The sequence below is a fragment of the Hahella sp. HNIBRBA332 genome, assembly GCF_030719035.1.
In the GTDB taxonomy this organism is placed as follows: Bacteria; Pseudomonadota; Gammaproteobacteria; order Pseudomonadales; family Oleiphilaceae; genus Hahella.
Genome location: NZ_CP132203.1, coordinates 3,196,411 through 3,210,393, shown reverse-complemented (window position 1 = coordinate 3,210,393; position 13,983 = coordinate 3,196,411). Strand labels below are relative to the sequence as shown.

Sequence of the window (13,983 nt, the reverse complement as noted above, 5' to 3'; positions counted from 1 at the left end):
ATAACAGCGCCGGCGAACAGGGAGCTTCTGTTCGCCGGCGCCGTGTTTACAGCAGCTCCCAGTCCCCCCGCACCAGACGGAAACACTGTCCCTGCTCCGGTAGATAGACATCCTCGCGCTGATATATCAAGTCGCCCAAGCGGGCTTTTTCCTGTTCCAGGACTTGATACAGGCATATCAGACTACCGGGTTTGAAAGCCAGGTCATGATAGGCCTCCCAACTGCCGTGAAAATCATGCCGGTCTCTTTTAATCGAGCGGCATTCGAGAAATATCAAATCCGCTTCTCCAGCCAGACGTAAGGGCGCTTCCAACAACACGCCTTCACCGTTGAAGAACAGAGCGCCGTTAGGCCCGGACAGCAATAAGGCGCGATTGGGTGCGGCATGCTGGGTCATGGCGGTGGACAGATTCCAGGGGCCAATAGCGAGCCCTTTATCGGACTGCTTCCAGCGCAGCAGGAAACAGAGCCGTTGCTCAGGCCAGATAGCGTAATTCAGCAGATTTTGCAGCAGAGGGCGATAACCGTGGGGCGTAATCAGCAATAAAGGCTTGGTGCGTCCCTTGGCGTGCATCCAATTTACCAGGGTAATAAGGCCGGCGGCGTGATCTGGGCCGCAATGGCTCAGCAGAATGGCGTCGATATCCTCGATGGCGGTATCTCGCCGCCATAAGGCCTGGGGCACGCTGGGGCCACAGCCTATCAACATTTGAAAACGCTCTTCCGTGACGAGCAGTGATGAGTTTACCCGGGCGCGGTCGTAAGCTTCTCCGCTCCCCAACACTTCAATGTGCATAGCTTTCCTCATAAATCCTGGGGCCTGGACGGAATGTCTATATTCCATTCATTCCAACGGCTGCAATGACGGCGTCGAATATCCTGGGCTTCGCCGACGCGTGCTCATTGTAACCAAATACAACGGCGTCAGGGCAACTCCTGTCAGGTTGCAAAGTGGATCAGGCGTTGTAAGTTAATTTATTGAATTTAAAAAAAGATACCGAACGGCGGCGCGAGGCCGCCGTGGGGGAGATCAGGTTTGCGGCGCGGAGTCTCCCGGGGCGCCGGCGAACTTGTTGATTAAAGGATTGGCGTACATTTCCAGAATGTAGCGTTGCAGCAGGTTAGGGTAACCGCCGACCCGATCGGAGAACTCTGAGGCTTTTTGCCCCATCTCATCCCGGTCCAGGTTATCCCAAGCCTGTCTAGCCTGTCCCGCCAGCTCCTGCAGACGATGCAGTGATTCTTCCTGTAGGTGAGCGAAAGACTCGCTCAGCGTCTTCAACTGCTCAAACGCCAGAATGTTGGAGGGGAAGAGCTTGTAATTTCGGGTGATCTGCCGGTCGATCGCGGCGGCCACTTCTTCCGCATCTTCAAAATCCTGTTGCAATGGCTCGCCAAAGGCGATGTGCACGCGACCTTTTGGGCAGGAAATGCCGCGAATGATGCTGGCGATGTCCTCGCCTTCGCCCTTCACATACTCGGACTGCTCCCGCGCCTGCAGCTCTTTCGCTTTGAGCAGATCACAGGGGTCGTATTCATAGGAAATGGACACCGGCACGATATTCATGCGTTTGATGGTGTCGGCGAAGGCCATGCCTTGCTTGCGCCCATAAATATTGAGCATCTTGATGATGGCCGGATCGGTTTTATCCAGGCCATTCTTTGCCCTGCCTTCCCGCTGTGCAATCCAGATGGAGCGATTTTGGGAAAGCGTATGATCAATGTAAGCGGAAAGCTGGGTTAACGCCTGCAACTTGGCCTTGTGCCCTTCCACCGAACGCTTCACGATAAAGCTGCGGTTCAGGCGCATGATGTCGGAAACCAGAGGGTTCGACAGCAGGTTGTCGCCGATGGCGATTTCCACAAGCTCGCGGCCGGATTGATACAGCGCGAAGTTAACCAGCGCTGGATCCATGGCGATATCGCGATGGTTGCTGATAAACAGAAACGCGCGATCTTTGGGAAGCTTGTCCAGACCTTCGTACGTGAAGCCGGAGGTGGTTTTCCTGACGGTGTTGATCATGAACCCCGCCACCATATTCTGAACGTCGTGTATCGTGTTGATTCTGCGCAGATTGTGCTGCAGATTGCGTCTTACCATGAACGAGGTGAGACTGCGGCAGTATTTGGATAACCTGGGAAACTTGTAATGTTCTATGGCCCGGACGAGTTGCTCGTCATGGCGCAGCCGCGAGATCACCTGAGGAACTTCATCATCCCGATAGGGACGAATATCATCAAATGTACTCATGAATTATATTTATGCTCATGCTAATTGGACGCGCCAGTGTCTCATTAATGTTACAGTCGGTCCATTACAAAATGTATGTGAAACGCTGCGAAAATGAGCGCTAAGCGCTTGTTTCTTTAAAATATTCCGCCCACTTTTTATCCGCTTCGTCACCGAACAGAATCCGGCAGGCTTCCTGCAAACCTTGGGCGCTTTTTATTTTATCACGCCGCACCACCAAAGATATTTTCGATCTTCGGCGTAGAAAGTCATCCAGTCTGGTCACCATTTCCCGGCGCGCCGCCTGTTCAATCTCGCAGCGCAGGTACTCTGCGTTTTCTATCAGTAGCTCCGCTTGCCTGGGATCTGCGCGAATGGTTTCCAACAGGTCAAAGGCGTGGGCGGCGTAACGCCGCCACAACCGGATAGACAGTTTCTCCGAAGAGGACGGCGGCGTCAGGCTGTCGAGATCCATGAGTCGAGCCTGATGCATGAACTCCTCTTTCACTTGGTTGGGAGGCTCCCCGTACCAGATTTTATCGGGGTAGGGCGGATACATCCCAAGCGCGGCGGCGGTCTGGCAGATCTCATCTCCCACATTCAGACAATCTGTGAGCTTGCCACCGAAGATACTGATGTGGCGGGTCTCAGCATTGACCTCAATCACGTGTTTGCGCGACAACTGCAGCCAATCCGTTTTGGCGCCATTGTCGCCTTGCACCGCCAGCGGCCGAACGCCGCATCGTTCGGCCACCACATCGCTTTCCGTTAAAGGTTGCGGCAGGCGCAGGCGCGCATTGATATTGTCCAGCACAAACTTGCGGTCTTCCGGCGTCACTGTCGCATAGGGGGATTCCATACGCGTGTCCGTTGTGCCGATGCAGGTTTTCGGCCCCATGGGGATGACGAAAAACAGACGACCGTCATCGGCGAAAAATGTCAGCACTCGCTTGTTTTCCGTAATGCGGTCGACAATAAGGTGTATGCCTTTGGAAAAGGCGTGCCGATATTTGGTCGTCTGTCCGGTCAGTCGATTGTGCTCATCGACGAAGGGACCGCAGGCGTTGATCAACAATCCTGCGCGGATTTGAAATTCTTCCCCGGAGATATTATCCCGGGCATTGATGGTCCAGATGCGGTCCGCCCATTGCGCGCTGATGGATTCCACGTAATTGGCGGCGATACAACCGTAATCCATGGCGCGACGAATGAAGTTGAAGACGAAGCGGGCGTCGTTGTCATGCAGAAACGCGTCGGAATATTCGAAACCGCCCGTGCAGCCCTCCGTGTTGACAATTGGCTCTTCACGACCGATCCGCTCCGGCGTCAGATAGTGGGGGAAGCGCGTGAATCCGTTACCCATAAACCAATACAGTACACCGCCCAGATAGAGAAACCAGGGCGGATAACGAAATCCTTTTTTAATCGTGGTGAAGAAGCGGATTTCCTGCACCGTGGAGGGATAGCTGCGCATTAACTTGTTGCGCGACATACAGAGTTTGCGCACCAGACCGAACTCGTAGGTTTCCATGTACTTGATGCCGCCCCAGGCCAGGTTGGAGGATTCCTGACTGGTGAAGCCGGCGAAGTCGCCCCGATCTATGAGGGCTACTTTCAATCCCCGTGCGGACATGGCGGCGGCGGAGACCGCGCCATTGACACCGCCGCCAATCACCAGGGCATCGAAACTGAAGCGGCGGAGCTTGCTGAGATTATTGTCTCTGAGCTGCATGAAAACCGGGTACCTCTGATTAGGAAAGGCGACGGCTGTGTTTATCTTTTATCCAGTATTGCAGGCAAGGGCGGATTTCGCGAATTCCCCTAGTCCTGCGCCAGCCTGGAAACCAGGAAGTCCACCGCCGCTTTGACTTTGGGAACCGCGTATTTGGGGCGCTGATATAGAAGATAAATGCCGAGTTGCGTAGCGCGACTGACGTGCAGAGGGTAATCCAGCTCCAGGATGTGAAACCCGGCTGGAAGAGCGCCTGACCTAAGCGCCCAATTCGGCATCATCGCCAGTCCTTTGCCCTCACTGGCCCACTGCCGCAGTAATCGAGGAGAACTGGTGATCAGCGCCGGACGTATATCCACCTGCCGCCAGCGACCATTGATATTGGCCTGCCAGTAAAGCACTTGCTCGGAAGTGCGGAAGAAAATCGCCCTGTGTTCGCTTAAGTCCTCTATTTGGCGCGGTGTTCCGTAACGACTCAGATAGGCGTCGGAGGCGGCCAGGGAGAAGTTGTTGTCATCAATGTATTTGGCCACCACCCGTTCATCTGGAATCTGGCCGGCGCGTACGGCGATGTCCACGGTATCCCGCATGATGTCGACCACCTTATCCGTCAAGTCGATATCAATGATGATTTCGGGATAAAGCGCCTCGAACTCAGGCAGAATGGGCACGATCCGGCTCTCTCCGTAAGAGGGGCTGCAGCTGATGCGCAAGACGCCGGAAGGGGTGCTGCGGTAATTGGCGATGAGTTCATCTGCGTTATCCAGGCTGCGCAATATCTGGCTGCAATGCTGGAGATAGATCTCGCCGATTTCCGTGAGCTTCACCACCCGGGTGGTGCGGTGTAGTAAACGTGCGCCCAGCTCTTCCTCCAATGCCTGAATCTGGCGGGTGACGCTGGATACGGGGATGTCAAAGTATCGAGCGGTATCGCTGAAACTACCGGTTTTCCCCACGTGATCGAAAAAACGTAGCGCTCTGAGTTTATCCATTTTGCGTCTATTTTTGCTGAAATAACAAAAGTTATTTGAAATTTAGCATATTTATCTTTTGATTTGGCAAAAATAAACTGGCTCAAGAATTTTTGATTGATGAATCACCTGAATTAAGGAGCGCGACATGAGCTACAAAGCAGTCAAGTTGGTGAAGAGACCTGAAACCGACATCACGCCGGATTGTTTCGAGCTGGTGGAGCTCGACATTCCCGCGTTGGAACCTGGGCAAATTCTGGTTAAGCAGTCGCATATGTCGCTGGATCCAGCGATGCGCGGATGGATGAGCGCAGCGACTGACAGCTATATTCCGCCAGTAGGTTTGGGCGACATCATGCGCTCCAGTGGCGTCGGGGAAGTCGTGGAGTCCAGAAACGACAAATTCCCGGTGGGCGCTAAAGTGGCGGGCATGTTCGGATGGCGGGAATATTTGGTCAGCGGCGGCGAAGGCGTTTCCATCATGCCGCAAGAACTGCCAGCGGAAGCGATACTCTCCGTGCTGGCGTTGCCCGGAGTAACCGCCTACCACGGTTTGATGGAAGTGGCGAAGCCCAAGGCTGGTGAAACGTTGCTGGTTTCGGGCGCTGCGGGCTCAGTGGGCTCTCTGGTCGGTCAGATCGCCAAGGCTGAAGGGCTGCGGGTCATCGGCGTCGCTGGTTCGGAAGAAAAATGCCGCTGGCTGGTAGAGGAATTAGGCTTCGACGTCGCTATCAATTACAAGACGGAAGATCTGGCTCAGGCGGTGAAAGCGGCGGCGCCAAATGGTATCGACATTTATTTCGAAAATACCGGCGGCCCTATTCAACATGTCGCCATGGCCAATATGAACGCGTTTGGACGTATCGTGGTGTGTGGCGTTATTGCCGATTACAACGCTGCGACGCCTGCGCCAGCGCCGAGTTGGACGCAGATTGTGAAGAAGCGTCTCAGCATTCAGGGGTTCACCATGCCGGATCATATGCATCGCTTCGGCGAGCTGTCGCAAAAAGTCGGCGCTTATCTGCTGGCGGGAAAAATCAAATATCGCACTCACGAACTGAAAGGGCTGGAAAGCGCAATAGATGGCATCAATCTGCTGTTTACCGGCGCCAATGAAGGCAAGTTGTTAGTGCGCCTGTAATCGCGGCGGTAATCATAACCCTCATCGTTCCATTTCTCTGTTATGCGGCCGTGGATACTGCGGCCGCTGCGGAGAGATGTAAATTTTATGTAAATACTTCCCTCGTTCTTTTTACAAACTCATGTCTGATGTCATCCGGCCTGCAATCGTATTCTGACTCCAACGCAACAACATTGCCTGAAGGAGCCCGAATATGAACCATGCATCCCGTCCTAATCAGATCTCATCAACACTTTCTGTAGGCTATCGTGGCCGTCCGTCATACCGTAAAACCCTACTGGCGACGGCGATGCTTGCCTGCTGTGGCTTTTCCGGATGGGCATGGAGCACGGAAATCCAGTCTGATAACGCCCAACCCGTTACGCAGGCAGCAACCAAACCGGCAATCGCCCCGCGTATTCAATTGGCTATTTTGCTGGATACGAGCAGCAGCATGGACGGCCTGATCAATCAGACGCGCAATCAGCTGTGGAAGATGGTGGATGAGTTCTCCAAGGCCAAGAAAAATGGCGTCACGCCAATACTGGAAGTGGCGGTGTACGAATACGGCAACGATGGGCTTTCTTCCCAAAACGGCTACATTCGCCAGGTCACCGGGCTGACCAGAGAACTGGACCGCGTGTCGGAGGCATTGTTTTCTCTCACTACCAATGGCGGCGACGAGTTCTGTGGTTATGTGATCAACGCCTCTGTGAAAGAGCTGCAATGGAGTCAATCATCCAATGATATCCGCGCCATCTTTATCGCAGGCAACGAACCTTTCACGCAAGGCCCGGTTTCCTTCAGGGAGGCGATTGCTCAAGCCAAACAGAAAGATATCACCGTCAATACTATTTTCGCTGGCGCCTATAACGAAGGCGGCGAAAGCGGTTGGAGGCAGGGCGCGCAGCTGGCGGGCGGCAATTACATGAGCATCGATCAGGATCAAAAGATAGCCCAAATTGAGGCGCCTCAAGATAAAGAAATCGCCGCTTTGAACGCCAAGTTGAATGAGACCTATGTGCCCTATGGCGCGGGGGGCGCGGCTGCGTCCAAGCGTCAATACGAGCAGGATGCGAATAGCCAGAATGTCTCACTCGGATTGCTGGCGCAAAGAGCCAAGTCCAAAGCTTCCGTTGCCTACGATAACTCAAGCTGGGATTTAGTGGACGCCTACGAAGCCGGGGATGTGGCATTGGAGGAAGTGGCTCCGGAAGCATTGCCGGAGCCCATGGTAAGCATGAGTAAAAAGGAAAAAGAAGAGTATATAGAAACGAAAAAAACAGAGCGCAAGGCGTTGCAGGACAAAATTAAAGCCTTGAGCGACGAGAGAGAGGTTTATATTGCTGAGGAGAATCGCAAGGCGGCTAAATCAGACGCTAATACGGTGGATGAAGCGCTGATCTCCGCGATCCGTAAACAAGGCGAGCAAAAAGCTTTCGAATTCAAATAGCATACAATCGCCATAAAAAAGGCGGCCTGTACAGGCCGCCTTTTTCGTTCAAGATGACGAGGATTACAGCTCGTAACGCAGACCTGTGTTGATCTGGTAGGCGCTGCTATTGTCATAGCTGACGTTCTGCTGGTAATCGATAAATGCTGAAACGCCATTTTTCATGACAGCGACTGCGCCCAGGTTAAAGATGTAGTACAGGCTGTCTTCGCCATCTGGACTCAGCTCAAACTTGGTGGCGTCAGAGTCGCCAATAAAATGGAACTTGACCGGGCCGAAGTTGGTGCTGGATTCACTGACTGCAGAGGCCTGGAAGCTAGGCTGCAACACCCCCCAGTTATAGCTGACGGGATAGGTGGCTTCAAAGCCGGCGCTGGTTGTCATCTGGTCGAGGTTTTGCTCGCCGACATGCACAGACCAACCTTCGCCGCCGCTTTCGTCAAAGCTGTCGATTTCCGTATTAGAGTAGTTCAGACGCAGGAAAGGCTGTACGGACAACGCGCCGCTGTTGAACATAACGCTAGCTTGCAGCGCGAGATTCAACTGCTTGCTGTCAGTTTCGCCTTTTGCTGTGGCGGAAAACTCAGAACCGGATTCGGTATAGTTAATGCGACGCTTGGTGTTGTAGTCGCCTGCACCGTAGCCCACCTGCATATCCAGACCGAAATTGCCGATGTAGTAAGAACCGTAACCGGTCAGATTGTAGGCGTCTGCATCCACACCGCCGCCGCTTTCAGAGAAAGACAGGTCGTTCTGTCCCCATCCCAGCGCAGCGCCGACTAACAGGTTCTGGCTGACGCGGTAATCAGAGCCCAGAGTAAATCCGTCGTTGTCATATTCGTATGCAGACTCACGGTCGGTTCTGTCGTGCTCTACTGATTCGCGGTGCAAGCTCAGGAACACGCCGAAAGGAGAAGTCTGGGCGTCGCCAGCGGCTCCGCCAGTCATGACCTGCTCGCCCCAGGTGCGGCCGTTGACGGTTACTTGAATATTATCGTTATCCTGACGCAAAGAAGACATGCGTTTGAATATACGGCTAGTGTGCGCTTGAGAGGTTTCAGACGCGACGCGCAACAGAGAAAGGGTTTCTTCTGGCGCCAGTTGATTGATGATGGCGTCTACTTTGCTGGAATCTTCTTCCGCTAGTGTGTATAGAGCCGAACAGCGCTGTGCGAGTTTACCTTCTTCGCCTTCAGACTCAACAGAAGCGGTGCTACAGATTGCATCAAGCACGCTTGATACGCGGCGGTCGTTTTCGCCTTCGGTGTGCACTGTGAGGCTCGATGGTCCAGTGACAGTAACAGTGACTAAAGCTGTACTTTCGATATTTCGTGCTTGGGGGCGCGTAGCAGGCTCATCGACGCATCTGGAGAGCATGGTCTCTTCCTCGTCTACCACTGTAGGGGTGTCGCAGTCGTCGCCGTAGTCCCCATAATCTCCGTAATCGTCGTAATCACCATCGTCCATAGTGTAGTAAAAAGTGTCAGTGCCTACGAAACCAGGATCTGGCGTATACCTAAGTGTGGAGCCTTCATCTCTAGAGACAGAGCCATGGGAGGCGCGATTATCAAATCTTACTAATCTAAGAGGGGCGTCGCGATCAGTTGTATCATTTGCGAGTACGTGAATGACTACGCTCTCATTCATTTTGGTAGTGGCGGAGTCATCGTTAGCTACGGGCGTAGCATTCGCCAAGGGCGCCATTGCAGCGCCCGCAAGAAAATACAGGGGCAATTTGTTCCGTTGCATGTTTAACCTTAGCTGAATAATGTAGTTAGAATTTTGGGTCGCACATTGTACGTAAAATGGGCGCCAAATTGAAACTGGGGGAATTACTATAAAACATGAGCAAGTTGGTATTTTGCTGGGAATTAGGTGGAGAATTAGGCCATTTGGCGACACTTTCCGAGTTGGCGCGCGAGTTTGTCAGTCATAATCATCAGGTGACGGTGATATTGAAAGATCTTTCAAAAGTCCCGTTTTTTTTTACAGACATCCCAGTAACGGTGCTGCAAGCTCCTTTATGGCCGGTTAAGGGGAAAAGCGCAAAACCTAGTAGTTGCATCGCCGATATTTTATTGAAGAGAGGCTACGAATCCGTTGAGGGGCTAGCCACTTTGGTTAGCGCCTGGCAGACGCTGTTTCGATTAATACAAGCTGACGCACTTTTTTTTGATTTCGCACCAACAGCCATGTTGGCGTCGCGGTCGTTATCCATACCTAAATTTACCGTGGGCGCAGGATTCAGTGAACTCTCTCCAGGGCAACCAAACCCTAATATTCGTCCCGAAACCGCCGATTACAGCCAGGTTTATGAGGCTGAGTCAAAGGTAGTGGCGAATATGAATCCTTTAGTGCAAGCGATGGGGCTGTCGCCATTATCGTTCTTGTCGGATTTGTTTCAGGCTGACGGGGCATTCATCGCTAGCTATTCGGAGCTCGATTTTCAAGCCGCACATCGGCAACACGCTTTGTATTGTGGTCCGGTTGCGGGAGATTTCAGAGGGGAAGTCGCGGCATGGCCGCAGGAAACCGGGAAAAAAGTGATCGCTTATCTGAAGCCTTTCTATCAGCATCTGGAAAACGTATTGGACGGGATACAAGGTCTTGGCGAAACGGCGCTGGTTATCTGTCCAGGGATTGCTGCGGATCTCATATCGCAGTATCAGAGTGACGTTTTGAGAATCTATCCTTATCCCGTTGCTTTGGATCAAGCGCTGAGTGAGGCGGACCTATCGATATGCCATGGCGGCATGGGAATGCTGGCGAAAAGCGTTAAGGCGGGTGTTCCCATCGCTTGCTTACCCACTCAGCAGGAGCAATTTCTCAACAGTCGGACCGCCAGTGAAAGCGGCGTCGGCGAGATTGTTGACGGCGAGAATGTCGATGCATTGATCGGCAGCCTGCAGAGATTGCTTGCCTCAGAGGCTCTTCAATCCCGGGCTCGCGAGAGCGCAAGCAAATACGCAGAACAGCAGCGAGGCGCTGAGTTGATTCGGCAGCGGGTCGAGGCTTTGTTGGCGCAAAGGGGGCGAAAGTCTTGAAAACAGTCGTTATTCAATCATTCCGCACCCATGATGTTCCGCCTTGGGTGGAAAAATGTCGACGCAGCGTGGTTCAGTGGGCGCAGGTCCAGGGTTACGAGTATCTCTTTTACGATGATCGCTTCTTTGACTGTTTGCCTGATTGGTATCGTGTGCGCACAGGCGGGCAAATCCATTTGATGGCGGATCTGGCGCGTCTGGAGCGTGCGGCGGAGCTGCTGGCGGCCGGATACGAACGTGTCATTTGGGTGGATATAGATGTTTATATCGGTTCGCCCGAACGCTTGAAGGTTGCAGATTCGGAGAGTTTCGCATTTTGTCGGGAAGTGTGGATCAGCGAGAGCGAGGGTGCGCTTCACCGGTACCATCGGGTTAACAACGCAATCGCCGTTTTTTGTCGCAATAACCCGTTTCTGGATTTCTACCGATACTCCTGCAAACAGATGGTGCGTCATGACGAGGCGTTACGTCATGTGACCATCGGCACATCCTGGTTAACGCATTTGCATGAGCGGGTGCGTTTCCCCTTGCTGAACCATGTGGCGTTGCTGAGTCCCTGGGTGCTGCAGGATTTGAGTCGGGGGGAGGGTAAGTTTCTGGAAATGTATCGTCAGGAGTTTGCAGCGCCGGTTTATGCGGTGAATCTGTGCCTGACCTTCAGGAATAAGAATCTGACGGGACGAACGGTGACGGATGGTGATTTCGAGCGCGCTATTTTGCATTTTGCCCGTTTGGGGTCGGAATAGCGCCCTTGGGCGCTATTCCTTCACGAAGATATGCTAACTATCAACCACGAAGGTATTTAACTATCAACCACGAAGGTATTTAAGTATCAACCGCCGTTCGGGTTGAAAGGCTGGCCGTTAACGGTTAATCCGCCCTTGGCGAAGCCGACTTTGGCGCTGTACTGAGAGGAAGCTTCGTCGTAGTTCAGCAGTCCCATTTGGACATACATTTGCGCCATGTTGGAGAACTGCATGAGCAGCATCTCTTTCATTTGCGCTTTATCTTCGTCAGTCAGTTCCATTTTCTTGCTTTGCGCGGCGACCATGACATCCGCATAGGCGTTAACCAGGGCTTCATCCAGTTTGCCCTCAGCATTTAGCAGCACGTTCGCTATCAGGACTTGCGGCTGTTCTTTCAGAATGTCGGCGGATAGTTGATCAACACCATCCATGCGCAGATCTGCGTTGGCGCTGAAGCTGTTTTCACCCAGCTTAAGTTCCCATTTGTCGATTTTAATATCCGCTTTTTTCGCCAGGGTGATCAGATCGCCCACAATAACGTCTTTCTGGCTTTCCAGTTCGGTCAGGAACTGGTCAGGATCAGTGGAGGTGGTGGCTTGGGCGTTGATTTGTTTGATGACGCCCACTAAGCGGTTGGTGGCTTCTGTTTCAAAGTTATTGAAAGACAGATCCAGAGCCATGGAGCCTGCATCCATTCCGTCATACAGCATATCGTTCACATTGATGAATGCGGCGCTGCTCAGCAGATTTTCTGCGACGGTGTCTTTGCCTTTCAGCGTGATGGCGCTGATGCTGAAGTTCTGGCCATCTTCACTGCCGATTTTGATGTCGCTGATTACCTGTTCGGAAGAGCCGGCCCACAGGTGTTCCAGAATTTGGTTCACTTCCATTTTCAAGGTGTAAGAGCCAACTTTTATGTCGCCGACTTTTTCACCATTGTGAACCGTCATATTGAGGCCCTGCCAGTTGATATTCGCCACCACGTGATCGCGAGCAGGGCTGACGCCGATAACGCCCTGCATTGGCGTGACGTTAATCTTTAGCGACTTTCCCTCTTCTTCTTTGTCCAGGTTGATGGGCTTGGAAGAGAACGTAATGGTGTTGGAGCCATCGATCTTGAAGGCGGATTCAATAGTGAACGGGCCGTCTTCGCCAAACTGTTGGGTGTAGAGATCCGCCAGTTCTTTTTCGGAAGTGAAGATTTCCGCGAGGCCGCAGTCCGCCTGGTTTTGTAAAGGCATGACGCGGGTGGTTGCGGTTAACAGTCCGCCTTTCAATAAGGTCATGTAGTCGTGCTTGATTTCTGTCACCAAATCCAGGCACACAGGCTGGTCGCCGACAGTACCCATCATATTCTGGAATTCGGGGGAAAGTTGCAGACGATTAATCGCCTTGGAGCTCAGAAAACCTTTCTCGTATTTTTGAACGGTCAGTTCAACAGGCAGGCCGTTGAAGGCCAGATATGAAGAAACGTCCTGTACGCCAGCGTCGAAATTCTGTTCGGCTTTATGTGCGATGACAAAGGGAGCCGCGGCCACTGCAACGGCGATGGGCGCCGCTAACCATATTTTTTTCATATCGAATTTACTTATGTGAAGGTGTGTGACTGAGTCATTCGGCATAGACTCAAGCTTACAAAAGGCGGAAATTCTAGCCTTTTTGGCGGGGATGTCTATATGGGGGACTATCTATATCCCCCAGACGGGCGTTATGCGGCGTCAGTCGAACCAGTTATGGGAGCCGCCGGAATTGTGGTATTTGGGAAAATCGGAGAAGGAGCTGCGCAGCGTTGCGATAGAGTCCACCCGGATAAAATCCTCTTCCTGAAAAAACGACGTTTTGGTCACGGGCTCGTTCACGACTTTGACGACCCGGTAAGTGAATTCATTGATTTTGCTGACCACGTGCGCTGTTTTGGCGAGGGCTTTTCCTGTTAGCTTCAACGCTTTCTCCAGGCGGGGATCAAGACCGCTGTCTTCGTCTTTTTCGTCTTCCTTTTTGGACTCGTCAACTTGTTTGGGCGCTTTTTCCTGCATCTGCAACGTCACTTTGAATGGGAAACCAGTGACTTCATCCGGGATTCTCAATTCTGTGTATTGCAGCCAGTCTCTGGGGATGCCCAGGTGGTCACAATGGATCGTCGTGTACAGCTCTGGCGAGATGGAGTCCGACTGTGTGATGTCCAGCTGCTGGCATGGGCGTTCATCATAGGTCACCGGATCTGGTTGCGCGACGATGAGGGTGTCCTTGCTTTTTTGCATCCCATTGAAGTAGGTTCCGAAGCCGAAGCGATCATAATCCATGACGCTCCATCGCCCCTGACTCTCCATGTATTCCAGATACTCTTTGATGCTGACCTGCGTGAAGTATTTTTCTGACCCATTGCGGCGAAACATCAGTACGATATCTTCCAGAGGGTAGACGGTGACGCCGGAGTAATCGTTTTTGGAGTGAACCACCACCCTTTGAATGGCGTCATGATCGACGGTGTAGACGATATCGTCCCGCGTGACGTACTTCAGGAAATCATCTTCCTGGATTGCGTAGATGTGTCCTGTGAATGCTGATTTGGCCGCACTGGCCGCTGGCGTCGACTCCTCCGCCTGAATAGTGGCGCTGACTATTGATAGCGCGGCGCTTAACAGCGAACCAAGGATAAACGGCGAAGAGCGGAGGTATCTGGGCAT

The 13,983-nt window shown here is 52.7% G+C and carries 11 protein-coding genes; 4 read left to right on the top strand and 7 right to left on the bottom strand.

The genetic code is table 11. The features are described 5' to 3' along the window. Positions 1-46 precede the first annotated feature (46 nt). From O5O45_RS14175 to O5O45_RS14160, 4 genes are all read right to left on the bottom strand, one after another. On the bottom strand, positions 47-796 hold the full coding sequence (locus O5O45_RS14175; protein ID WP_305905860.1) for an MBL fold metallo-hydrolase: 750 nt from the start codon (positions 794-796) through the stop codon (positions 47-49). Positions 797-1,030: 234 nt separating this feature from the next. Continuing rightward, a complete protein-coding gene (locus O5O45_RS14170; RefSeq protein WP_305905859.1) occupies positions 1,031-2,251 on the bottom strand; it encodes a 1-acyl-sn-glycerol-3-phosphate acyltransferase in 1,221 nt (406 codons plus the stop codon). A 100-nt stretch (positions 2,252-2,351) separates the two neighbouring features. Beyond that, positions 2,352-3,962 (bottom strand): glycerol-3-phosphate dehydrogenase/oxidase, encoded by a 1,611-nt coding sequence (locus O5O45_RS14165; protein ID WP_305905858.1) that lies wholly within the window; start codon positions 3,960-3,962, stop codon positions 2,352-2,354. 89 nt (positions 3,963-4,051) lie between these two features. After that, positions 4,052-4,954, bottom strand: coding sequence for a LysR family transcriptional regulator (locus O5O45_RS14160; protein WP_305905857.1), 903 nt, complete (start codon positions 4,952-4,954; stop codon positions 4,052-4,054). Between the two features lie 127 nt (positions 4,955-5,081). Between O5O45_RS14160 and O5O45_RS14155 the strand changes: the two genes are divergently transcribed. Then, the gene (locus O5O45_RS14155; protein WP_305905856.1) at positions 5,082-6,074 is read left to right on the top strand and encodes an NADP-dependent oxidoreductase; all 993 of its coding nucleotides are present in this window, start codon (positions 5,082-5,084) and stop codon (positions 6,072-6,074) included. Positions 6,075-6,267: 193 nt separating this feature from the next. Continuing rightward, positions 6,268-7,506, top strand: coding sequence for a vWA domain-containing protein (locus O5O45_RS14150; protein ID WP_305905855.1), 1,239 nt, complete (start codon positions 6,268-6,270; stop codon positions 7,504-7,506). A gap of 63 nt (positions 7,507-7,569) precedes the next feature. Here the strand turns inward: O5O45_RS14150 and O5O45_RS14145 are convergent, their stop codons facing one another. Further along, entirely contained in the window at positions 7,570-9,255 is a 1,686-nt protein-coding gene (locus O5O45_RS14145; RefSeq protein WP_305905854.1) for an autotransporter domain-containing protein, read from the bottom strand. Between the two features lie 95 nt (positions 9,256-9,350). On the opposite strand from O5O45_RS14145, the gene O5O45_RS14140 reads away from it, so the two are divergent. Continuing rightward, positions 9,351-10,550 (top strand): glycosyltransferase, encoded by a 1,200-nt coding sequence (locus O5O45_RS14140; protein ID WP_305905853.1) that lies wholly within the window; start codon positions 9,351-9,353, stop codon positions 10,548-10,550. After that, positions 10,547-11,296, top strand: coding sequence for a hypothetical protein (locus O5O45_RS14135; protein ID WP_305905852.1), 750 nt, complete (start codon positions 10,547-10,549; stop codon positions 11,294-11,296). Before O5O45_RS14140 ends, O5O45_RS14135 begins: the two co-directional genes overlap by 4 nt. 86 nt (positions 11,297-11,382) lie before the next feature. On the opposite strand, the gene O5O45_RS14130 is transcribed toward O5O45_RS14135, so the two are convergent. Next, positions 11,383-12,873 (bottom strand): YdgA family protein, encoded by a 1,491-nt coding sequence (locus O5O45_RS14130; RefSeq protein WP_305905851.1) that lies wholly within the window; start codon positions 12,871-12,873, stop codon positions 11,383-11,385. Between the two features lie 141 nt (positions 12,874-13,014). Continuing rightward, positions 13,015-13,983, bottom strand: a complete 969-nt coding sequence (locus O5O45_RS14125) for a hypothetical protein (protein WP_305905850.1) — start codon at positions 13,981-13,983, stop codon at positions 13,015-13,017.

What these genes read in the sequence shown, in the direction of transcription:
- O5O45_RS14175 (WP_305905860.1), bottom strand. Translation starts at nt 796, where the DNA reads ATGCACATTGAAGTGTTGGGGAGCGGAGAAGCTTACGACCGCGCCCGG.
- O5O45_RS14140 (WP_305905853.1), top strand. Translation starts at nt 9,351, where the DNA reads ATGAGCAAGTTGGTATTTTGCTGGGAATTAGGTGGAGAATTAGGCCAT.
- O5O45_RS14165 (WP_305905858.1), bottom strand. Translation starts at nt 3,962, where the DNA reads ATGCAGCTCAGAGACAATAATCTCAGCAAGCTCCGCCGCTTCAGTTTC.
- O5O45_RS14150 (WP_305905855.1), top strand. Translation starts at nt 6,268, where the DNA reads ATGAACCATGCATCCCGTCCTAATCAGATCTCATCAACACTTTCTGTA.
- O5O45_RS14145 (WP_305905854.1), bottom strand. Translation starts at nt 9,255, where the DNA reads ATGCAACGGAACAAATTGCCCCTGTATTTTCTTGCGGGCGCTGCAATG.
- O5O45_RS14130 (WP_305905851.1), bottom strand. Translation starts at nt 12,873, where the DNA reads ATGAAAAAAATATGGTTAGCGGCGCCCATCGCCGTTGCAGTGGCCGCG.
- O5O45_RS14125 (WP_305905850.1), bottom strand. Translation starts at nt 13,983, where the DNA reads ATGCCCAGATACCTCCGCTCTTCGCCGTTTATCCTTGGTTCGCTGTTA.
- O5O45_RS14170 (WP_305905859.1), bottom strand. Translation starts at nt 2,251, where the DNA reads ATGAGTACATTTGATGATATTCGTCCCTATCGGGATGATGAAGTTCCT.
- O5O45_RS14160 (WP_305905857.1), bottom strand. Translation starts at nt 4,954, where the DNA reads ATGGATAAACTCAGAGCGCTACGTTTTTTCGATCACGTGGGGAAAACC.
- O5O45_RS14155 (WP_305905856.1), top strand. Translation starts at nt 5,082, where the DNA reads ATGAGCTACAAAGCAGTCAAGTTGGTGAAGAGACCTGAAACCGACATC.